Genomic DNA, 22,871 nt, shown 5'->3' on the forward strand with positions numbered 1-22,871 from the left:
AATGCCTTTTTTTCCGTATAATTTGCCGCATTCCAACAACAAATCTATATTTCTATGTCTGCTTCCAACCGGCCACCAGCACCAATCATCGACAACCTGAGCAACCTTGAGAATCCATTCCGCTGCACCAGCTTTTCAGCTAGCCGTTATCTCAGCAAGCAGATTCCTGGTGCTGATACCGATCTGGAGTTCACGCTTAAGTTTCTTTACAGCTACAACGGCAGCCAGGCAACGTTTAACAGCTACCGTCGTGAACTTGAGCGGTTGCTGCAATGGGCGTGGCGCATTGAAGAAGTTTCAATAATGACTCTGAAGCGCGAACACATTGAGGAGTTTGTGCAGTTTTGCATTGAGCCTCCAATTGCCTGGATAGGGACTAAGAATGTTGCCAGATTCAAAACACAAAATGGCGAGCGCGTTGTGAATGCCGATTGGCGGCCATTCGTAGTCAGTGTGTCCAAAGTTGAGTTTCGTGCTGGTAAAACGGCTTCTCCCAAGGAGTTCCGGCCATCCCAGGCAGCGATCAAATGCATCTTTACTGCATTGTCGTCCTTCTTCGATTTTCTCTATCAAGAAGGCCTTGTTCCAGCTAATCCTGTGGCACTGATTCGCCAGAAAAGTAAGTTTGTTCGACGCGAACAACAAAGCCAGGTTGTACGTCGAATCAGCAACTTGCAGTGGGACTATGTCCTGGAAACTGCTGAGATCATGGCCGAGACATCACCTACTGATCACGAGCGAACTTTATTTATTATGAACGCCCTATTCGCTATGTATTTGCGAATCTCTGAGTTAGTTGCAGATGAAAGATCGGCGCCAGTTATGGGTGATTTTAAGAAAGATCGCGACGGAAACTGGTGGTTTCACGTTACGGGTAAAGGAAACAAGGGCCGGGCAATCACTGTTTGCGACCAAATGCTGAAGGCCTTGAAGCGCTACAGAAATTATTTGCAGCTCCCTGCTCTGCCCAGCATCAATGAGCAGACACCTCTGGTGCACAAGTCCCGTGGCAAGGGACCAGTTACCAGTACCCGACAGGTGCGCCTGATTGTTCAAAACTGCTTTGATGCTGCCCACCAACGGATGGTTGAAGAAGGCTTAGGGGAAGATGCTGAAGATCTCAAGGCAGCCACTGTGCACTGGCTCCGCCATACGGGTATTTCTGAAGATGTGAAGTACCGCCCCCGCGAGCATGTGCGCGATGATGCGGGACATGCAAGTATGGCTACGACCGATCGCTACATTGATTCCGACATGCGGGAACGACATGAAAGTGGACGGAGTAAGCGGGTAAAGGAGGAGCGGTAATACTACCGCCCTGCCCTATAATGAGGCTCGGGAGTCCTTAGCCGACCTTACTAGGTTTTCCGGAGTTCCTATTATGGTCTCCTTATCAATTGAGTTACGACCAGTAAACATGTAGTCAGATGATTTCGGAAGTTGGTAACTCAGGCTCTACCCGCCACTTCCTACCATAAATAATCTTCTGGCAAGGTTGCTGCTGTAGTGGAATATAAATATCGTAACTAATCACACCGACTTGAATATATATTCCGGAGCTGTCTTCACAGACAAATATGGGGAATTTTTCATCATAGTGAATATCTAACACCAACTCCTCTACAGTTTCTCTTGTATGGTAATATCGCAAAAATTGCTGAGGTATGTAACTGAGCTTCTTATTGTTTGAATGAATCTCAGGTGCTCCCTCTATTGCCACCTCTCGACGTCTTAAGTCTACTGAATACGACATTGAAAAACCTTAAGGGTAGCCAATATGAAATATTTGGGGGCTGTAGGTACTCAGCCCCCCAGAGATATCATTATTGCCTGTTGATATTACTGCTAAGCGGCCTTAGCTATGTTAAGTTTTATTTGTTCTTCTTTTCGCGGATGGACTTTTCCGGTTTCTGAAAAGACTTTCAACTCCTCAAGCACAACCTTGGCAAGTTTGTTAAACTGCCTCTTCATTAGTACTCCCATAATCTGAGCAAATATGGGGAGCAAAGTTACACCAATTTCAAAGCTAACTCGTGACTGCCCATTAGCAACCGGTTCAACTTTCCAAGTATTAATCATGGATCTAACAAAGAATGGCATACTAGATAGCTTTACCTCATAGGAAAAAGTATGCTGACCACTATCCACATTCACTAATGTTTCACTGGCAATGGCTCCATCAGGCAACTCGCACTTTCGACCATCACCTTTCGGTAAATCTGGATTTTCAGTGGATACAACAACAGCACTGGTCCAACTACTAATCTCGCTAAATTTACCTGATAATATTTCCCACACTTTATCAATAGAAGTGTTGATGTTAATTTGATTGACAATCTTCATTTGCACTCTCCCAATTAAAAATTATGACGTAAAAATAAAGTATTCTGTTTTTAAGATATACGAACCCCTAAGCCTTAATTGCCTATTCATTAAAATCTGATTTTTAATATGTTTTACTGTTCGATATCTATAGGGCTTTACCTATATATTCAAACAGAAGTGGTTGGCCTTGTTACCGGAAATTGAATCTCACAAACGCAATCTTCAGGGTCCCCTTGGGATGGTGGCTTTATAAATATTTCTTTTGCAGGCCCTGATATTTGAAAATCACTATTCTCTATCCACCTACCTAGCTGAGCATATTTCTCATACCCGTTTTCAAATGCTCCTACCCTGATCGTAGAAATAACACTCTGCTCTGATTGGAGAACCCGTTCTTTAACTTCACTTCCTCCAGGTAGCAGTAGAACTCTTTCGATACTCCTCTTAACTGGAAACCCTACTTCGATATCTACGTTTTCAATACTAAAAGCATTACCGTGAAGTATGATCGTTAGAGGGCCAAGCTGGTCTTTCCCCGCCACGTCAGGTACATATTCCCTTAGCTCAGTCACCAAGTGGATTGTGTCAAATAGGTTTGGCATTATCTTTCTAACAGAATAGAAAGGCTGCTCAGCAATGCTTTTAAGAATAATTCCATCGAAATTCAAACTCTCAGGCCTTTCGGCCTCTTTTAGGCGTGCTTCAATGATCTTTAGGTGATTAATTTGTTCCTGAACAGTTTGCTCTATTTGTGCTTTTCTCAGCAGTAACATGCCTTGAATTTCTTGCACCGATACGTCCTGAAGAACCATGATCTTAATTTGTTCAAGCGAAATTCCCAGCTCTTTCAAGGCGATAATACGGTTTAATTCAGGCAACTGATTAGTGCTGTAGTATCTATACCCTGTGGACTCATCTGTGTGATCAGGCTGAAACAGACCAATTTGATCGTAATACCGTAATTGTGAAACAGCGGTCTGGGCTATTTTTGAAAACTCACCGATTCTAAACATAGTTCCACCTATCTGTTCGCCCTTCTGCGCGTGAGTTGAAGTATGGACTCTCAAGCTACTTGAGAGTCAACAGATAGATACAAGAAAGATCTCCTTGAGAGACAAAAAGTTATAACCGAAGAGTTAGATATAACCTTTAGAGCTTGAAAGGCAGAAGGCCCTCGTGAATTAAGGCCCGCGAGCTATTGGAAACGGGCACATTGCAAGTCGAACAGATCGCTTGGCAAGTGGGATATGAGGAAGTCAGCGCATTCCGGAAAATGTTTCACAAACAGACCGGTCTTTCTCCTCGGGAGTATCGACAGAGGTTCTCAGGTGGCTCTAAAATGTAATTCCCCGAAAAGGCGGACTAATTGGGAAAGTAACCAATTCCACTAAAGAGATTGATCGAAGAGATTCTTGTTAAGCCCAGTAGCTTGATAGGCAGCGGAACGCCTCTATTTAGAATACGTAGATCAATATAAAAGTTAAACAGATATAACAATAAGATTAAAATCTTCCTAAAACCTAAAAGCGCTAACTAAAAAATTTGACCACATTCAGATAGTTCAGGGGTCATTTATCGTTCGAGTAAATATTACACCTCCAACCGGCTAGCAGAAATACGAATCATTTCTCTTTGGAGATGCCGATAAGTATCCCCTCTATTCTACACTTCCTCCCCATCTCAGAAATTGCCCTGAAATTTTCAAAGGTAAATAGCAAGACATCAATTTTTCCAAATACAGTGCCCTCAATGGATAGGTCAAGTTCTGAGTAATATTTGAAAAAATATTTTGTGAACAATTCTGGATATTCTAAAAATCAACAAATTTTTTGTTAAATTATGGTATCAGCTGAACGAGCTCCCCTATATAGTTAGTGGCACCGCCTAACTTTGATTAAAAATAGGTTAGTTTTCATTCTTTTTTGAGATTTGGGAGAGATACCAAAGTGATTAAGGAAATTTTTTCGAAAAGAGATCTAAAGCTTCCAATCATTGGCGGCTTGATAGCGGCAGCAAGCTTGCTATCAACAACGGCAACAGCCGAAGTTGATATAAATCAATTACGTCAACAATCAAAAATTATGTTCGGCACTCTCTCAGAAACTATGCCAGGCAGTGAGAATGACACCCCAGCTATGGTTGAGCTTGGAAAAACACTGTTCATGGACAAACGGCTTTCAGTCAATGATAGCCAATCTTGTAACAGCTGTCATCAAGTAGGGAACTACAACGGTTCGGGCGTTGACAATGAAGCGACATCACCGGGAGCTTTACCTGGTACCAAGGGTGATCGAAACTCTCCAACGGTCTGGAATTCAGGATTCCAAATGGCTCAATTTTGGGATGGTCGCGCAGAGGACCTGAAGGAACAGGCCAAAGGTCCAATTCTAAACCCTGTAGAGATGGGAATGCCTTCAGAAGAGGCTGTTGAGACAAAGATTTCAAAAATTGCCGAATATCAAGAAAGTTTCAAACACGCCTTTGGTAAAGAAAATGCTATCTCTTACGACAATATTGCTCAGGCCATAGCTGCATTTGAGCGCACCCTGATTACGAATGATCGTTTTGATGATTTTATGAGCGGCGATGATCAGGCTATGACAAAAAGTGAGTTAAAGGGCTTGCAAACCTTTATCAACACTGGTTGTTCGGCATGCCACAATGGTGCAACCTTGGGTGGAAACATGTACCAGAAGATGGGGCTAGTCAACCAATATCCACACCAAGAAGATTTAGGTCGTTATAAAGTTACAGGCCTTGAAAAAGATAAAATGATGTTTAAAGTTCCAATGTTACGCGATATAAGCAGAAGCGCTCCTTACTTCCACGACGGGCGTGTAGAAACCATTGAACAAGCAATTTACGATATGGCTTGGTACCAATTGGGGCAGAAATTAAGCACACAACAAGTAGATGATATTGCAACTTTCCTAAATGCTTTAGAGCATCAAATCCATTAAGGTATTTCCCACCTTTCGGGGTGGGCCCCTTTCGCTCTATTTAATTTTGGCTAGGCTCGCGGATTTTAAATCACTACTCATTGATAACTTATTATCACTCTGCCCTACCTTTGTGTATCAGCCACGTTCAGAGATAGAAGCTAGCGGACTAAACAGTTTCCTAATTGCTAACCAGTTGGTAATGTATAGCCCTCTAACAATATCTATACCAAGTCGGAAAAGTGAAATCCATAGTGAGGTGTATAGTTTTAGCTATCGATTTGCGGCAGCTCCATTAAATTACCGTTCACTACCTGAGCATTCAGTTATCAGTTGTCTTTATCAGAAGGTGTTCTGTCCGTTCAAGGTCAAGTAATCTGATTTATTCGGCGGAAGGTATCAAGTTAATCAGTAGTGATTAGTTTAGCTTTAGACGATAGTATCGAATTCACATCTTTTCAGCTATTAGCTACTAATACAAGTTGCGACAGTCATGCCCCTGCCAATTAGATTTATTTAGATAAACCATTTGCACAAGGCGAGCCAAAGTCACTTTCTCAACACAGAAGCCTAAGAGTATTACGAAATTATTAATGCAATATTTCATGAGATTGCAGAATCAACTTTTAAAAGCTTCGTGAGATCAGTTTCTCACTATACGCCATCTCTGTTTGACCCGATCAACAACAAGGTCTTACATTGCTGAACGAATTTTGAAGTTCGAACAGCCAGCATACATCACTTACTTTATCCAATAATAATTTAATATGCGGCATTGCAAAAATTTCGTGGAACTTTCTAAATTATATGATTAATTTTTAACAAAAAATATTTCCCCTCCAAAGAGTTACTTCTATTTGGTCAAAAAAACAATATAGGACTTGATCATGAAGCTCAAAAAAATAGGTGCGTGTATCGCACTTATGTTTATTCTAATTTTACCAGCATATGCCCATGCAGGATTGTGGGATAAATTTACAACCTGGGTTGTTGATACTTGGGATACTGTTGAAGAGAGAGTTGAAGAGATTATTGAGGATGTCGTTACAACTGTAGAGGATGGTGTAACGTCAGCAATTGGTTTCTTTGTAGATACCGGTGAGTGGATATACGATGGACTAACGACCGTGGTTGAAGGTTCACTTAATTTCTTCTACGGCGTTGCCGATGGTACAGTCACGGCATTAAATTACTTCGGCCTGGATCTCGATATATCGGACTGGTTCACCACGGGGGGGCAGAATTCCGAGGACGGTGCGCGGCTGTGGAGCCTTACAGACTATGATACGTCCTCGCATCCTGCATATTTAAATGCCTTCCGTGATCGGCAGGTAGCTTATATCGAACGCGTTCTTGATTCATCCAAAGCCGAACCTAATAACGATCATTATGTACTCAGGGCATATTATGATTTACCGCTGGATAAAGAGGCTCTGGCTCGGGGGCTGACCGATCTTTTTACACCAGGAAAGCACGCTTACAAAAACCCTGATATGCGCCTGATAGAATATATTAGGCTATTGGCAGAGAGTGATGAGTACGATGATATTATCCTGAGTGAAATTATCAAACTACCTTATTGGCAGGATGAAGATACTGAAGGAAAGCGAGTTTACACTTCTGAAAATCACGTACTTATGTGGCTATCTTCCAGCTGGTTACTATCTGAAATGGAAGGTTGGGATATAGGTGGTGGGCCCGAAAAACTAAGGGAGCGTCTTGTACGTTATCTGGAGGTTAAAAAGCAGTTTGGAGTATATGAGTCCACTTCAAATGTTTATAGTCCATTTTCCCTGACAGCATTGTTAAATTTATACGACTATGCCCAGGATACAGAGATTAAAACCCTAGCTGGACAGGTTGCCCTTATTTTTCTTAATGATATCGCTATGGTCACCAACGACCTTGGTGCTGCTATAGCTGTCGATTCAAGGACCTATGAAGGTGTTCACCAAGATCTTAACTTCTTGAATAATAAGTTCGCACGATATATCGCGTTGATTACTGGCAAAGGTCCACAAGATTTTACGGGTAGTACCCATATGGATATTTTTGCCATGACTTCACTTGATGTAAGCAGTGTTGCCTATAATCGCCTTGAAAAACTTAATGGTGAGATTAACATAAGCTATTCTTCCGGCCACCCTATCACTGAAGTTGATACCGTATGGGCTGGGTTGGACCTCCAAGATAAGTTAATTTTCTCTCAATCTGCCGGCGCCTATGCCCACCCAGAACTGATTGATGAGATGCTGGAATATTACCTGAATCCACTTGCCGGTCTGAACTTCTTTTTGGAAGATTTGATTGTGGAGTCTAACCTGGCAGATGACGTAGTCGACATGTCAGGTGTTCTTCTTACTGAAACCAGTGCACCTTTCACCACAAGCTCAATTATTTCAGAAAAAACCATGGATCTGTATCGCCATGGTAATGTGCAATTATCGTCATACCAGGATTTCCATGCGGGGAATGCAGGTTGGCAGCAGCTGCCCTGGATAGCAACAACCGGTACTATACCGGTTTATACTCGTTCAGGTGCGGAATACGGTGGCTGGAAGGCTGGTGGCCAGGAGCAAATGAACACGCACTTACCCTATATAAAGCAAAATGAGAATGTAGCCCTGGTTTTGTACAAACCTGCGATGGAGCTGCGCTTTATGGATGGTGTTAACAGAGCAACTGACTTTTTACCTGTAGATGACTTTCTAACTGCACCAGTAAATTTGTATTGGCCAACAGAGCAATTCGATGAAGCAACCAGTTTCCAGAACTGGTTGTTTGCACGTGAGGGTGATGGTTATGTGGCTGTTTATCGTCACTGCCTGGATACCAAAACCTTTATTCGCAATGAAGAGGTTGTAGAAATTTACAGCTGTAGTGCTGATGAACAAGTCTGGGCAACAGTTGTTGGTAATACGCAGACTCACGAAAGCTTTAGTAATTTCATTTTTACTGTTTCACAAGCCAAGATCAAAAGCAAATGGTACTGGAGCTGGGCAGAGACCCGCCATGTATGGGAGACAACTTTAGAAGTCGATGGAAAGACCTTAAGTTTTGGCTGGGAAGCAAACGTAGATGATTTAACGGATAGAGAAATGTGGGAATTGGCCAGTGCTAATAACGCATCTACTATCGAAATGGCTTCGGTGAGTGGATTCCAGGTCAATAATGTAACAGACACAGAAACTAATACGGGGCATGGTAACTGCGAGAGTTCAAACGATGTGCTTTTACATCAAAACGTAAGCTTTAACGGTTTTGATCCAACAATATTACGTATGGCAGAGGCCGATAACGGTGAATGCTATCTGATTAACGTAGAAGATCAGTCACAAGATATGGAATTGATCCATGAAGGTGAAAAGGTCGATGTAGTGCGTTTTACTAACCGACGCTTTGTAGGTGGCGAGGCTGATAAGGCTTACGGGATAAATCACGAATGGACTACTATAGAGTTGGACTTCAGTTATGAAAACCCTGTGGTGTTTGCTTCAGTAATTGGTATTGCCGGCACTGACCCGATAACAACTGAGATTCGCAATATCACTTCAACCAGCTTCGATGTGCGTGTTGCGGAGTTTGCCTGGAACGATGGCATCCATACATCGGAAATGGTGCATTATGTAGTGATGGAGGCTGGTAGTTACTCAATTGCCAATGGATTGCAGCTTCATATTGGCGCCGTTGCACTGGAAGATAATTTGAGTGGCTCCCCGGACTTTGAAACTGTCGGGGTCGACTTACAGGATTACTTACTGATCAGCCAAGTACAAGGTAGTGACAGGGATGAAACACTAAGCACGCGTGTCAGAAATAAGAAAACTGGCACATTTGAAATGAGCCTGATGGTACAGGAGGCAAACAGTAATAATGAGGAAACTATAAAGGCAGTTGTAGGTTATATGGCTGTCGGAAAGCCCCCCGTTAAATCCTTAAAAGTGGCACTTAAAGGTGCCCACGGGAAGTATCTGGGCGCCGCAGGTAATGGAGGAAATGGCAAAACTGCCAACGCCAATGCCTCAGTAATTGGTAGCCATGAGACTATTGTCCTTACAGGAAATAGCCTGCAACAAGGTTGCCTAATAGACGGGGATGACGTGTGGCTGCAAAGCACCGATGGTTATTACTACAGTGCCCAACAAAGTGGTGCTTTAGATGTCGATAGAACGGCTAGGTACAGCTGGGAAACATTTAAGTTGATCAATCACTCAGACAATTCGGGCTGTTTACAAAATGGTGACGTGATCTCCTTATACAACCCAGAACATGGTAATTACATCGTTGCAGAATCAGATGGCCGGGCTAATGCGAATCGCAAAGCAATAGGTTCCTGGGAGAAATTTATTGTTTACGATCTAAACGATAACTAACAAGTACCAGGCGGGCACCCACATCCATTCTTACTGGGTTTGGGTGCCCTAATCTTTGGAGATTACGTATCTGCAAAATTATCCTGTGTCAATAAGCTAGACAGATACTCATCAGTGATCCTAACTCGGAGCTTTTCAAGCTCCAAACTTTGGCTCCGGGAGCCCCCGAACACCAAGGCCATGAATAGCAAAAATACTACCTGGCTGCGGGTGACGAGCCAGTTCCTCAGGAGTTACAAATGATTGCTGTGAAGTAACATAGAGAGTTTCATAATTGTCGCCGCCGAATGTAACGCAGGTGGGACTTCGGATCGGTAGGTCAATCTCACGATCAAGGCGGCCCTTAGGATCAATCCTTAAAATCTTACCGCCAAGATTCAAAGCAAACCAATAATACCCTTCAGCATCGACTGTTGCGCCATCTACAATCGCGGGCTTACGCTCTTGAACTGAAAAGAACGGCCTTCGGTTACTGATACGGCCCTCATCCATATCCAAGTCAAATACATAGACCATGCCACCAATGGTATCGCCAAAGTACATACGAGTGTCCTCTGGGTCGAAGGCAATCCCATTGGAACATACAAAGGAAAAGTCCTTAGCAACCTGGCGCACACTAAAATCAGGCTCAAGACAATATAAATGAGAGACTTTACCTTTCAATTGCGTATCCATACTACCGCACCAAAAACGCCCTCTTCTATCGATCTTTCCATCGTTTAACCGGTTTTGGGGTAGATTCGGTTCCGGATCAACAACTGTCTCAAACTCCCCTGTTTCAAGGTCAATGGTGCAGAATCCTGAATTGGCAGCGCCAACTAACCCTCTCCCCTTACGGAAACCAAAGGACCCTACCTGCTCCGGCATTTCCCAAGTCTTTCTTTCACCAGTAGAGATGTTTAGCCGCCGAATCGATGGCCGCCGGGGCCCTGCCAAATCAACCGAAGGGCCGACATGATCCGCCCAGTAGATAGAAGTGTCTTCTGCATGCCAGATGGGTGTTTCTCCCAATCCATCGTTACACTCCCAAAGACATTCAATCTCCATTTTCAAAACCCTTCTTAATAGTTTCAGTAGGTCTTAGACTTGAAACTTGGATGGAATAGGAACATCAATATCCTCAGTATGTAGCAATGCGGCCTCTATTCCAGCATGGACACCAAGTGCTGAGGTCTCTCTGGACATGCTGGGTGTACCAAGGTTTTCGGGCAAAGCCGCTACTTGAGGTAATTGCGGGAGGTGAATCCACCCTGCGCGTATATCCAGCTGATTGCTGGCAATAAAGTGCAAAACGCCATACATCAAGTGATTACAGCAAAAAGTGGCGGCATTATCCGAAATATCTGTAGGCACTCCGGCTTCACGCATTGCCCTAACCATAGCTCTGAGAGGAAGATTACTACGATAGGCTACCGGTCCACTGGCAACCGTAGGTGCGCCCTGCATCTCTACGCCGCGATTGTCCTTTAGGTTGTATCGAGTAGAATCGTTAAAATTTTGAGCAATTCGCTCTACCGTAACCATCGATCGCCCACCATATTCACCCATCATGATCACTATTTGTGGACGGAGCTCATCTATAGCGCTAGTTACTACGTCAATACACTCAAAGAAGTTACTAGGAACCAGGATTCCAAAAACATCTGAATTCCCAATACGGGTACCATCCAAAACACGCATTACCGATTCTGCAGGATTTATTGGCGTATGCCCGAATGGTTCAAAGCCGGTCACTAAAACCTTTTTCATGACAATACTCTTTGAGTCGTTTGAAATTGGCCTTCAGAAATGTGCTGTCTGATTCTATTTATCAAGAATAGAAACTTTTAAGGGCTCAGACTTAAAAGAACGGTTTTGCTGATGTGTTTGATTGGCACAATATGCCAATTAAGAGGCTGTCATGAACCATAGATCTGTAGAAAGGCAGCAGAAGCGTTTTTCAGATAGACGTGAACTTAGTCTCCATTAACTAAAGCGCAATCTACAGGCTTATACCTCGGTATGTCGAACAATGCCTAGCGACACGTATCTCTCATGGAAGAGTGTGTACTTAGGCTCTCTCTGATATCACACCGCCTGTAATGCACCACCAACAAGTGTGGTACGGCGCATCACGATTTCCGGAACGAACCTGCCCTACATATACAGAGTTTTTTCTGCCTCAATTTGTAATGATAAATATTTGTGCAATTAAGTACTTTACTTGGCCAAAATTAAGATAAGTTATTGATTAATAACGGCTTTGTAAGAATACTGATTAAGTACTTTACTTGGCTGTCCACCGTATACCATCAACAACTTCATTTCCTTTCTATGTCTGCCTCCAATCAATCACCAGCACCAATCATCGATAACCTGAGTAATCTTGAGAATCCATTCCGCTGCACCAGCTTTTCCGTTAGTCATTATCTCAGTAAGCAGATTCCTGGTGCGGATACCGATCTGGAGTTCACGCTCAAGTTTCTTTACAGCTACAACGGTAGCCAGGCAACGTTTAATAGTTATCGCCGCGAACTTGAACGACTACTGCAGTGGGCTTGGCGTATCGAAGAAGTTTCAATCTTGTCGCTCAAGCGTGAGCATATAGAGGATTTTGTTCAGTTCTGTATTGAACCGCCACTTGCCTGGATCGGTACAAAGAATGTCGCTCGGTTTAAAACTAGAAACGGCGAACGTGTTGTTAATTCAGATTGGCGACCATTCGTAGTCAGTGTATCTAAGGTTGAGTTTCGTTCAGGTAAGACCCCATCCGCCAAGGGCTTCCGGCCATCTCAGGCGGCCATCAAGTGTATCTTTACTGCGCTGTCTTCTTTTTTCGACTTCCTGTTTCAGGAAGGCTTAGTTCCCGCCAACCCTGTGGCATTGATCCGGCAAAAAAGTAAGTTCGTCCGGCGTGAGCAACAAAGCCAGGTAGTTAGGCGCATCAGCAATCTGCAGTGGGATTATGTGTTGGAAACTGCTGAGGTTATGGCCGAGATGTCACCACTTGAGCACGAGCGTACATTGTTCATTATGAACGCCCTATTCGCTATGTATCTGCGTATCTCTGAGCTGGTTGCCGATGAAAGATCGGCACCCGTTATGGGTGACTTCAAGAAAGATCGCGACGGAAACTGGTGGTTTCACGTCACCGGTAAGGGTAATAAAGGCCGAGCCATTACCGTGTGCGACCAGATGTTAAGTGCCTTAAAGCGCTACAGAATCCAGTTGCAGCTCCCTGCTCTGCCCAGCATCAATGAGCAGACACCCTTAGTGCAAAAATCTCGCGGCAAGGGACCTGTCACCAGTACACGTCAAGTTCGACATATCGTACAGAACTGTTTCGATGCCGCTTACCAACGGATGGTTGAAGAGGGCCTTGGTGAAGACGCGGAAGACTTGAAAGCTGCCACGATGCACTGGCTAAGACACACTGGAATCTCCGAAGATGTGAAATATCGTCCCCGGGAACATGTTCGTGATGATGCAGGCCATGCAAGTATGGCCACAACCGATCGCTATATTGATTCCGGTATGCGGGAACGGCATGAAAGCGGACGAAGCAAGTGAGTTAAGGAGGGGCGGTAAAACTACTGCCCTACTCTACTAACAAGTATGCCCTATTCGCCGAGGCGTTTGTATTATGCACGCGGTTGCTGTGCAGGATCTTCTTATGCGTAATTGGGAGGATACAAAAGCCTGCGTACTAAAGGCCTTTTTAGAGTTACTATCTAGTTAGACATCAATCATTTTGCGTTAATCAAGGGGATTATTTATAGATGTTGTGAATTACAAGATAATCACTAAAGTCTAACCTTTTACTTTCACCTCAAGATTCTGTTAGGCAAAAAAAACATCAATACCAATGAAAGAAATAAAAATATATTTATAGAAAAAAGGGCGTCTTTCAGACCAGTATTTGCGGCTCTCGAAACTATATCTGAATAAGCTAATCTGATTTTTTCTGGCAACTCTGAGACATACTTTTCTTCTTCAGGGACAGAGATACTATTAAATATATCTTCTAATTTGACAACCTCTTCCTGGCGAGTTCTATCTGATAAGGTTTTTCCCTCTATATTGGCATACGAGTCTGCCATACTTGCATATACGGATCCAAAAAGTATAGAACCCGCAAAAGCCACAGCAAAACCTTGCCCTAATATTTCTTTCATAGTTTCAGTTAAACCTGACGCTGCTCCACTATTTTCAGGTTTAACATTCATCATCGTAACTCCCGTATATTGGGCCATTATTAATCCGCCCCCTATTCCCGCAATAATCATAGGAACTAGCAACTCAAGAGGTGTCATATCCATTCTGGCCAACTGCCCGGATAACCATATTCCCAGGAGCATGCAGATTGCACCAAAAATCAGAATCCATTTTGGTGCAATATTTTTTCCGAGGGGTGGAGTTAAAAATGATAATATCGCTAAAATTGCTGTGAATGGTAATGTTGTTAGGGCCGTTGAGAGCGAGTCCATCTGAACACCAGCCTGTAGATATACAGAAACAACAAATAGAAACCCCGCATTTACCAGAAAAAATAAGCCACCAATGAACAATCCTAATGAAAATGATATATTTTTAAACAGGGTTAAATCTAACAATGGGACTTTCCCCTGCTTCTTCAATCTAACACATCGAACAATAAACAAGAATATTGCAATTAGACTCACCCCATAAATAATTGGAACAACTGACAGCTCTCCAAAGGTAATAGTGTTTCCAGCGATTACTAATGGCCTCTTCTCCCACAACCAACCATACTGCCCAGCAAGAGTTGTGCTTACTAAGAAGAAACCAAAACCTAGCGTCGACAAGATGACACTTCTGACATCTATGCTTATCGTTTTATCGCCTTCTGTTTCAGGAAGGGAATGAGCCATCAATAAAGTAATTATTCCAAATATAGGAGATAAAGAAAGTGATACGCGCCAATTAACATTGTCAGCTATTAAACCAACAATTACTGGAGCTAATGCCGATACAGCTGAAAGAACAGCTCCATAAACCCCAAAAGCCAACACCCTCTGGCTACCATGATAATAATTCATGATTAAAGCGATTGATGTGGGCACAACCATAACCATCCCCAGAGGCCAAACAATGGCCCACCCTACAATGAAAATAAGGGTATTTGGGCTTAAAATGACAATTATCATCCCAAGAACATAAATGGCCACTCCAATAGAAAATATTTTCTTTTCTCCATATTTATCACCGAGCCTTCCTGCTGTCACCATTAATGCCCCACCAATTAACGAAGCAGAAACAATAACGGCCTGTAAGGTTGAAACCGTACTTTGAAGGTCATTTACGATCGGAGATATAAGAACATTTACACCAAAAGTTGTTATATAAAGCATCACATTTGACAGAGAAATAACAATCATTGGAAACCAGCTGCGCTCAACTTTTGACATTTTATTTAATCTTAAATTAAGAGCTGAAATACTAAGACTAATGATAACTAGTTAATCCATGGAGGAATAATATCCCGTTGAAACACCTCATCTTGTGTTTCAGGTCGCTTAATCCAGCTAGCTTTATGGCCACTCACCAATAGCATACCCGGTCGAGGGAGAGCGTTAAAATTACACGCATAGGTTTCTATATATGAGCCAGTATTGAGGAACGCCAATATATCTTTTGCAGCAACTTCTGGCATCATGACTTGCTCAGCAATACATTCATAATTACACGTTATTCCTACAACATCATATGGAGCATACTCGGGTGAATTTGCTCTGTTGGCTAATAAAATATCAAATGGAGGATTTGTATTTAAGCTGCCTATACCTAGAAAACACTCAGAAGTATCAGTCTCTATCCAACTGCGGGCAATATAGTTTCGTTCCAATTTTATGTTATGAACTTTTGTTAAATGGATAGCAGTTTCATTGTGGAGTGCTCTTCCTGGTTCAATCTCAAGTACAATCCCTTCCGTTGAAAGGCCTAGTTTTTGCATTGATTTTCTAAATTGCTTAGTAATCATCTTTGCATAATCTTTAGGTGTAGGAGTTTCATAATCCGTTACCGGGACTCGGGTCTCATGATCATTAGAGGCTGCAAAGCCACCACCCACTGAAACTATTCTCGGTACCCAATCCCCTCCCATTAACATACTTATTTTACCTATAAGTGATGCATAGTCTCTCATTAAAGCCTTCCAGAAGGCCGCTTTCTTAGAATGGCGTCCTGCATGAGTATGAAATCCTACGAGATCACACCATTTCGAGCTTTTAAGCTGTGGAATCATATCTACAAGCTCACTGTGAGGGATACCATACTTAACAGTTTGTGTCATTTCTCGAATAGTACGATCAGGGTAAAAATCTGAATTTAGATCAAGATTCTTTAGCCAGGGCTTGACCCTAAGTATTACAGTAGCTTTCTTTTTTAAAAATTTAGCTTCCTGCTCACAATATAAAAGCTCTATAGGACTATCTAAAACAATGGGAATACCTAGATTTATAGCTTTACTTATAATCTCTCGTCCCTTAATAGATCCATTTACAGCTATATCCTTTAATGGAACGTTTCCTCGAAGAGCCAGCTCCAACTCCCCCTTACCGAAAGTGTCACAACCGGCCCCTTCTCTTGTCAGTATTTTACGTATTGCTGTAACAGGATTTGCCTTAATCGCGGCCATAATTCTGACCTTACCCTCAGGCCATTCAGACTCAAATGCCTTCCTATATGATCTTAAGTTTTTAACCAAATGGTTTTCTGATACAACAAATAATGGGGTTCCATATTTCTCAGCAAGCTCAACCGTATCACAGTCTTCAATGAACAAATGGCCATGCCTAACGGATAGAAATTTATTTAAATATTTATATTCCATGCAAAGTCCATTTAAAGTAAATTAAACTATAAAATCCTCATTTGTATATCACAAGCTTGCCTTACCCATAGCTAAAGGCCATTCAGTCTTTTGTTTTTCTCCCTTACGCTTAGCTACACAATCCGCCAGCCAACAGAGCAGTTTCCAACTAATACCGCATGCTATATATGCGTCTCTATGTGTAGAGTCTAGGTATGGAGCATATTCACATACATCAGCACCAACAAGATCAATGTCTCCATTTTTTCTGAGATATCGAATAATGTCCCATATTTGTCTAGACTTTAGTCCAAAGGGCTCCACCGCTGAATTGGAAGCATTATCCGTAGCGTCAAGGCTATCGAGATCTAGAGTGAAATATGTAGGTCCATCTCCAACAACCTCTAAAATCCTTTCTGCAATTTTGTCCGTCCCCAGCTCAAATACTTGATCGGCAGTATAAGTAGTTACGCCAAAATTTTTTGCATGTCCACCAACCAAGGCTGTCATCCTTCCCCGGATACCCATAGTTATCATACGTTCTGGGTCGAGATATCCCTCTGCCATATTTTTTGTGAATTGATTGCCAGAGTGATATGGATAGTTAAAATCCGCGAAGGTTACCAGGTCATAATGCGCGTCGAAATGAATCAAACTTAATGGGCCAAATTTTCTGCCGAGAACATTAATTGGTGCATAGCTAATTGTATGATCACCACCCCAGGTAAATGTGACACAGTCATTATCTAGAACTATCTTTTCATATTCCTGGATTATTTTAGATACCTCATCAGACAAATCAAATCGCCCGTAAGTATCAATATTTCCATAATCTATGATTCTACATGTATCGAAAGGTATATCCCAACCTCCATCAGGATTTGGTTCGATAGTCCCCATGGCATTCTTTGAAAACTCACGAAGGACTTTTGGACCATATTTATGAGATGCATTCATCGGCGCAGCCTTTTCTAAGGGCTGGCCAACTATTACGAGGTCTGCATTTTTACAGTCCCGAGAGTAAGGCGACATAAAGCCACCTAAATAATCCTTGTTTAGGTTACCAACAACTTCTAATCCAACGCCGCCCATCTTACCCATTCTTTGTAGGTGAGACGCTACTTCCGGGTCTATCCCATCAGAGCTTCTAGAATGTTTCCATAAATCCTGAAGACGTGCTTTTTTCTCTTTCGACATTTCTGGATAAGGGTAATTCCTTTTACTCATTTTTACGTCCACTTAAATAACAATATGAAACACCTTAAATTATATCTAAGTATGAGCCAATTTATTGAATGCAGAGATAGAAAGCCCTGCACTAAAACCACCATCAACATTAATGGCTTGACCATTGATAAAGGTACAGTCATGTGACGCTAGAAAATGTATCAAAGCGGCAATTTCATCTGGATGTGCAATGCGTCCCAAAGGAACAGCAACTTTTTCCATAGCTAATTGCGGTTCGCCGCCTTCTGCTTGGGCCATTGGTGTATCAACGGAAGTTGGGCATATGGCATTTACCCTAATATTTTGTGCCCCTAACTCCAATGCTGCTGTCTGTGTAATACCAACAACTGCCCATTTTGATGCAACATATGGAGCAAGGTAAGGAACGCCAGATTTTGCGGCGGCTGAAGCAACATTGACTATGGAGCCACCATACTTCATATGAGGTGTGGCGTATTTTATACCAAAAACGACTCCCATTGTATTGACGCTGTAGTTTGCCCCAAAGTCATTGCAATCTACGTTAAGCAGCGTTTCATATCCTTTGTTTATGCCTGCACAATTAACCAAAGTATCTATTTTCCCAAATTTTTCTGCTGCGTAATTCATTAATTCTTTTACTTGTGACTCACTTGATACGTCTGTTTCAACAAAGTCGCCGCCTTCTATATCCCGAATTGCATTATCCCCACTACCAATACCCGCTATAATGACGTGAGCGCCAGCCTTATGGAAACGTTTTGCAGTGCTCAATCCAATTCCTGAGTTTCCTCCAGTTATCACTGCCACTTGGTCATTAATATCAAAGAATCTATTCATAGCTTATTTCTCCAAAATTCGGTTTTCCTAGGAACTGTTAGTTTTCGGCTGCTATCATTTTTTTGTTAAGGTTTTTGACCTTTTAATTGGATTAATTTTTTCAAAAGAAATGAGTGAGGAAGCGCAAGTGCTGAGCATTTTGAATGCTCACATGGAAATCTTATTAAATACAATATAATTATATGAACCTAAAAGTAAGCTATTACCTCTTAAATATTACTAAATTCCTGGAGACAAGCCTCCACTTACAGGTAATACAACACCTGTAATATACGATGCCTCATCACTTGCTAAAAAAGCTATTGCCGCAGCAACCTCAAAGGGTTCTGCTGGGCGCCCTAACGGTATAGATGAGTTTTCTTGTTCGGCTGCCTGAGAAATAGAAATTCCTTCGCCTTCAGCTATTGCCGCATAAGCTTGCTGCAACATATCTGTATTGATTGCACCAGGTGCTACAACATTAACCCTTATGCCCTTGTCTGCATATTCTAAAGCTAAAGCTTTGGTTGCACCTACCAATGCATGCTTTGTAGCTATATAAGGATATGGCATACCCGCAGAAACCCCGATACCAGCTGTAGATGCAACATTGACTATTGCCCCAGAACCCTCTTTTTCCATTATCTTCAGTACTCCCTTACACATAGATAATGCACCTTTTACATTGATGCTGTAATTAATATCCCAATCTTTATTCTCATTTTCATTTAAAATGGCGGATCCAAATCCAACCCCAGCGTTATTGACTAAAATATCAATGCGACCAAATTTATCTGCCAGGTCATTAACTGCATTATCTATTTGATCAGGTTTTGACATATCTATAAATATATATGTAGCCTCCCAGCCACTAGATTCTATTTCTTTAACATTACATTCAAGGCTATCCTTTGACTTTTCTCTCCCTGCAAGGATCACAGTTGCTCCTAATGAGGCTAGTTTTATTGCTACAGCTTGACCCAACCCTTTTTGCTTGGTAGCACCAGTTATAATCGCGATCTTACCTGAGAGTTTTTTCATAAAGCAGGCTCTGAGATTAATAGCTAGTTATATAGTAGCTAACTACCTAATTGTTTAAATATAAATTTAGAGCTAGATTTTAATTTACTACAATTAATTTTTTGGATAAATCATAAAATTATAGTTTGTAATTCTCCTTTGATACCCATCTATACTTTGACCAACAGGTTAATATAACTGGAAGAAAATATGAATGCTGATGCACAAACGAGAAAAACAAGTGGAGATTTTTTAAGTTACTGCATTAGAAGGATATGGAAAGCTGAGGGGGCAAGCGATGAGCACTGCAATGCGGTGGCAAATGCATTAATGATCGGAATATTCCAGGGCAAACTAAATCAGGGACTCGGTGTTTATGAAGCCATAGATTTGACCCATAAAATGGGAATGTTGGATATCAAAGCTGAACCTGAGATCGTTGATGAAGGTCCTACTTGGGCATCAATTGATGGTAAACGCTCATCTGGATACTATACGATGACGAAAGTTGCCCAGACTGCGATCAAAAAAGCAAAAGAGCAAGGCATTTCAATAGTATTTGCTCATAATCATAATGATGCTGGCAGTTTTGGCGCATACACGTGGCTTGCTCATCAAGCCGATTGTGTAGCACAAGCGTCGAATAACTCTGTACCCATGTGCTCCCCACTGGGCGGTATGGGAAATACAATTGCCGTACCGCCGCTTGATGCCATAGGCCCAAGCGGAGAACAGCCACCGGTCTGGATGAGCACGAAACTGTGTGAGTGGTATGATGCAGATACTGCACAGGCTGTTTTGCAAGGTACCAAGCTTAAATATAATGCTGTAATTGACCCGGATACAGGTGAGCTGGGTAATGATTTGGCTCCCTATGCAATTCCAGTCGAGGGATATGGTCGTGTATATGATCAGACCTGCTTCCAGAATCTTCACGAACCCCGGGTTTATATGCTGAATCTATGGAACGAGTTACTAACAGGCATCATAAATCCTAGAGGTATCATAACGCCAGAGGTTCCCACTTTAGCAGACTTCATAAACGGTAAGGCACAGGCTACCTCAGTAGGTGGTAGTTACTATATATGTATTGATCCCTCTAAATTCGGCCCTATTTCCGAAGTAAAGGCTAAGTCTGATCGTTTTGCGAAAGCTATACAGAATACTCCCCCGTTACCGGGCGGTAGAAACTGTCGTATGCCAGGTGGTACTGGTTGGAAGAAGTTAAATCAAAAGTCTGATGAAGTTGAAGTACTTGAAAGTCACTGGGTTCCATTTTTTGAAACCCAAGCCGGCCGACATGGTTGGAGTGAGGAAAGCTTGAAAAAGGAATGGGAAGCGCAGCGGGAATAACGAGGCTATTCATATTTGTTACATCAAATTAGATTGTTTTTAAGCTCTACTCTGGCCGCTTCTGCGGTTTTCTTTGCAGTGATTTACATGCTTGGACTCGATCCATCAACAACGGACACATCGTTTTTCTACCAGTTGATCTTCAATTTCGTCTAGGCTGAGATAAGCATTAGGGCTGTTAATAGCGGAACTTCTGAGATTATGGCCGAGACATCGCCAACTGTTCACGATCTATCCTTATTTATTATGAGCAGCCTATTCGCTATGTACTTGTGAAACTCTGAGTTGGTTGCCGTTTAAAGATCGTTACCCGCTATGGGTGATTCCAAGAAAGATTGCGGCGCAAACTAATGGTTTCACATTTTAGGTAAAGGTACAAAGGCTGTACGATCATTGTTTGCGAACAAATGCTTAAGGCGCTATCGTCCACTGGTTTCGCCATACTGGTATTTCTGAAGATTTGAGGTACCGTCCCCGTAAGCATATCCGTGATGATGCGGGAACGGTATGAGAGCAGGCGACGTAAGCGAGTTAAGGAGGAGCGGTAAAACTACCGCCCTACTCTACTGGCAAAAATGCACTATTCCAAATTGAAACGATTAAGGCTCACTAATGCGCTTGAACCTGCAAGATATTAAATGACAACAGCTGTTTGAACTGTATTTTTTAGGATCAGCTAAGCTGATATATCAAGAGTAATCTGTCGCGGGATATCGCCAAGTGAACAATTTATGGATTAGTGAATTTATCTACGCGCCATATGAATAAACTGCAGTTACCATTTGAGTTAAAGCGATATGAAAGCCAAGTCAATTTTAGCCAGAGTGCTAACTGTTATCTCAATATGCATTGCTATCCCATCCTGCTCTCAAAGAATAGCTAGCTCAATAGAAAAAGCTGAACACTTCTCCTTTGGAGAAAGGATAACTGTCGAGCGAATAGAACAGTTAAACTTCAGGAAAGCTGAATATTGCCCACCTGGAAAAAAGACATGCATTAGTTATTATTACGGGTCACCTTTAGCCGACGCCAACCTAAACTACTCTGTAACATTTGGTGAGGACGAAAGAGAAAATATTGTTAAGATTAATTTAAGTAGAGATTCTTTAGATCGAAGCTACTTTGGCACCGTAATCTTACTGCATGGATTCCGTACTTCCAAAGAATTTATGCTGGATTCTGCTCTTTATTTTCGTTTTCTTGGGTTTCAGGTTATTGTTCCAGACCTTCTAGGTCATGGTGAAACTGGAGGCAAGAAGAAATATGGGGTAAATGATACTAAATATATCAACTCCCTTATTGACAACCTAATTGAAGAAGGGATCATCAAAAATGAAAATATATATATTGTAGGAAACTCTATGGGCGCCGTAACAGCCTCTCATATTTCTTCTTTAAGATCAGATATTAGCGGAGTTATTCTTTTAGCTCCGATGTTACAACTTGATGAAGCTGTATACAATTATGCAAAACGTGACCACCCCATACTTAGCAGAGTTATCCCTGAGAGAGATATACGCAAGGGGGCGATTTTGGCTCTAAGAAAATCTAATATAAATTTGAAAGATACAAACATAAAACCTCTCTTAAAATCCTCCCAAACTCCGACTCTACTAATGCTCTCAGATTCAGACCATATTTCACCATATGCAAGTTTCAAACAATTGAAGAAAGATAATATCAAAATATTTAAAGTTCATGATAGGTATCATCCAAGCATGAATACAATAGGTGAGATCGAGCATAAAGCCATTGTTAAATGGCTCAATACTACTCAGTAATACTGCCTATAAAGTTTTCGGATATATTCAAAATTTAAATATCGCTGGATAAACCTACCAGAGATAGAGCGAGATAGAGCAGTTATCTTTGTCGACCCTATTAGTTTTTTTCATAATAAGCCTGGATAAGCCACAACCACGGCTACTTAATGAGCAATTAAAGATAATGTTCTTGGGGTGTTCCTTCACACTGCCTGGTCGATAATGACATAGAAACAAATATTAATTAACAACTGCTATTATT

17 protein-coding genes are annotated in these 22,871 nt (G+C 41.9%); 7 read left to right on the plus strand and 10 right to left on the minus strand.

Annotation, left to right across the window (positions count from 1 at the left end):
* Positions 1-54: 54 nt before the first annotated feature.
* Positions 55-1,308 (plus strand): tyrosine-type recombinase/integrase, encoded by a 1,254-nt coding sequence (locus ACJJIC_RS13820; protein WP_282932847.1) that lies wholly within the window; start codon positions 55-57, stop codon positions 1,306-1,308.
* A gap of 115 nt (positions 1,309-1,423) precedes the next feature.
* On the opposite strand, the gene ACJJIC_RS13825 is transcribed toward ACJJIC_RS13820, so the two are convergent.
* From ACJJIC_RS13825 to ACJJIC_RS13835, 3 genes are all read right to left on the minus strand, one after another.
* Positions 1,424-1,753: a hypothetical protein gene (locus ACJJIC_RS13825; protein ID WP_445357189.1), complete on the minus strand. Its 330-nt coding sequence runs from the start codon at positions 1,751-1,753 to the stop codon at positions 1,424-1,426.
* A gap of 92 nt (positions 1,754-1,845) precedes the next feature.
* Entirely contained in the window at positions 1,846-2,343 is a 498-nt protein-coding gene (locus ACJJIC_RS13830; protein WP_445357190.1) for an SRPBCC family protein, read from the minus strand.
* Between the two features lie 149 nt (positions 2,344-2,492).
* Positions 2,493-3,338, minus strand: coding sequence for a MerR family transcriptional regulator (locus ACJJIC_RS13835; protein ID WP_445357191.1), 846 nt, complete (start codon positions 3,336-3,338; stop codon positions 2,493-2,495).
* 167 nt (positions 3,339-3,505) lie between these two features.
* Here ACJJIC_RS13835 and ACJJIC_RS13840 point away from each other — a divergent pair, with 167 nt between their 5' ends.
* The 3 genes from ACJJIC_RS13840 (at position 3,506) to ACJJIC_RS13850 (ending at position 9,637) form a co-directional block, all read left to right on the plus strand.
* Entirely contained in the window at positions 3,506-3,670 is a 165-nt protein-coding gene (locus ACJJIC_RS13840; RefSeq protein WP_445357895.1) for a helix-turn-helix domain-containing protein, read from the plus strand.
* A gap of 601 nt (positions 3,671-4,271) precedes the next feature.
* Positions 4,272-5,285: a cytochrome-c peroxidase gene (locus tag ACJJIC_RS13845; RefSeq protein ID WP_445357192.1), complete on the plus strand. Its 1,014-nt coding sequence runs from the start codon at positions 4,272-4,274 to the stop codon at positions 5,283-5,285.
* Between the two features lie 866 nt (positions 5,286-6,151).
* Positions 6,152-9,637, plus strand: a complete 3,486-nt coding sequence (locus tag ACJJIC_RS13850) for a fascin domain-containing protein (protein ID WP_445357193.1) — start codon at positions 6,152-6,154, stop codon at positions 9,635-9,637.
* Positions 9,638-9,772: 135 nt separating this feature from the next.
* Here ACJJIC_RS13850 and ACJJIC_RS13855 read toward each other — a convergent pair whose 3' ends face one another.
* A complete protein-coding gene (locus tag ACJJIC_RS13855; RefSeq protein ID WP_252081692.1) occupies positions 9,773-10,684 on the minus strand; it encodes an SMP-30/gluconolactonase/LRE family protein in 912 nt (303 codons plus the stop codon).
* 33 nt (positions 10,685-10,717) lie between these two features.
* Positions 10,718-11,386, minus strand: a complete 669-nt coding sequence (pcp, locus tag ACJJIC_RS13860; protein ID WP_252081693.1) for a pyroglutamyl-peptidase I — start codon at positions 11,384-11,386, stop codon at positions 10,718-10,720.
* 477 nt (positions 11,387-11,863) lie between these two features.
* Between pcp and ACJJIC_RS13865 the strand changes: the two genes are divergently transcribed.
* A complete protein-coding gene (locus ACJJIC_RS13865) occupies positions 11,864-13,186 on the plus strand; it encodes a tyrosine-type recombinase/integrase (protein ID WP_445357194.1) in 1,323 nt (440 codons plus the stop codon).
* Positions 13,187-13,440: 254 nt separating this feature from the next.
* Here ACJJIC_RS13865 and ACJJIC_RS13870 read toward each other — a convergent pair whose 3' ends face one another.
* The 5 genes from ACJJIC_RS13870 to ACJJIC_RS13890 form a co-directional block, all read right to left on the minus strand.
* Positions 13,441-15,045, minus strand: coding sequence for an MFS transporter (locus ACJJIC_RS13870; RefSeq protein WP_445357195.1), 1,605 nt, complete (start codon positions 15,043-15,045; stop codon positions 13,441-13,443).
* Between the two features lie 47 nt (positions 15,046-15,092).
* The gene (locus tag ACJJIC_RS13875) at positions 15,093-16,469 is read right to left on the minus strand and encodes a diaminopimelate decarboxylase family protein (RefSeq protein WP_445357196.1); all 1,377 of its coding nucleotides are present in this window, start codon (positions 16,467-16,469) and stop codon (positions 15,093-15,095) included.
* A gap of 48 nt (positions 16,470-16,517) precedes the next feature.
* Positions 16,518-17,675 (minus strand): arginase family protein, encoded by a 1,158-nt coding sequence (locus tag ACJJIC_RS13880; RefSeq protein WP_252081697.1) that lies wholly within the window; start codon positions 17,673-17,675, stop codon positions 16,518-16,520.
* A gap of 45 nt (positions 17,676-17,720) precedes the next feature.
* Positions 17,721-18,494, minus strand: coding sequence for an SDR family NAD(P)-dependent oxidoreductase (locus tag ACJJIC_RS13885; protein ID WP_252081698.1), 774 nt, complete (start codon positions 18,492-18,494; stop codon positions 17,721-17,723).
* 219 nt (positions 18,495-18,713) lie between these two features.
* Positions 18,714-19,514 carry an SDR family NAD(P)-dependent oxidoreductase gene (locus ACJJIC_RS13890; RefSeq protein ID WP_252081699.1) on the minus strand — a complete coding sequence of 267 codons (801 nt, stop codon included), beginning with the start codon at positions 19,512-19,514 and terminating at the stop codon, positions 18,714-18,716.
* 189 nt (positions 19,515-19,703) lie between these two features.
* On the opposite strand from ACJJIC_RS13890, the gene ACJJIC_RS13895 reads away from it, so the two are divergent.
* Both ACJJIC_RS13895 and ACJJIC_RS13900 read left to right on the plus strand, forming a co-directional pair.
* Positions 19,704-20,846: an Ldh family oxidoreductase gene (locus tag ACJJIC_RS13895; RefSeq protein WP_252081700.1), complete on the plus strand. Its 1,143-nt coding sequence runs from the start codon at positions 19,704-19,706 to the stop codon at positions 20,844-20,846.
* Between the two features lie 797 nt (positions 20,847-21,643).
* Positions 21,644-22,627 carry an alpha/beta hydrolase gene (locus ACJJIC_RS13900; protein WP_445357197.1) on the plus strand — a complete coding sequence of 328 codons (984 nt, stop codon included), beginning with the start codon at positions 21,644-21,646 and terminating at the stop codon, positions 22,625-22,627.
* Positions 22,628-22,871: the final 244 nt, after the last annotated feature.

Source organism: Microbulbifer mixtoriginis (SeqCode) (assembly GCF_052468275.1).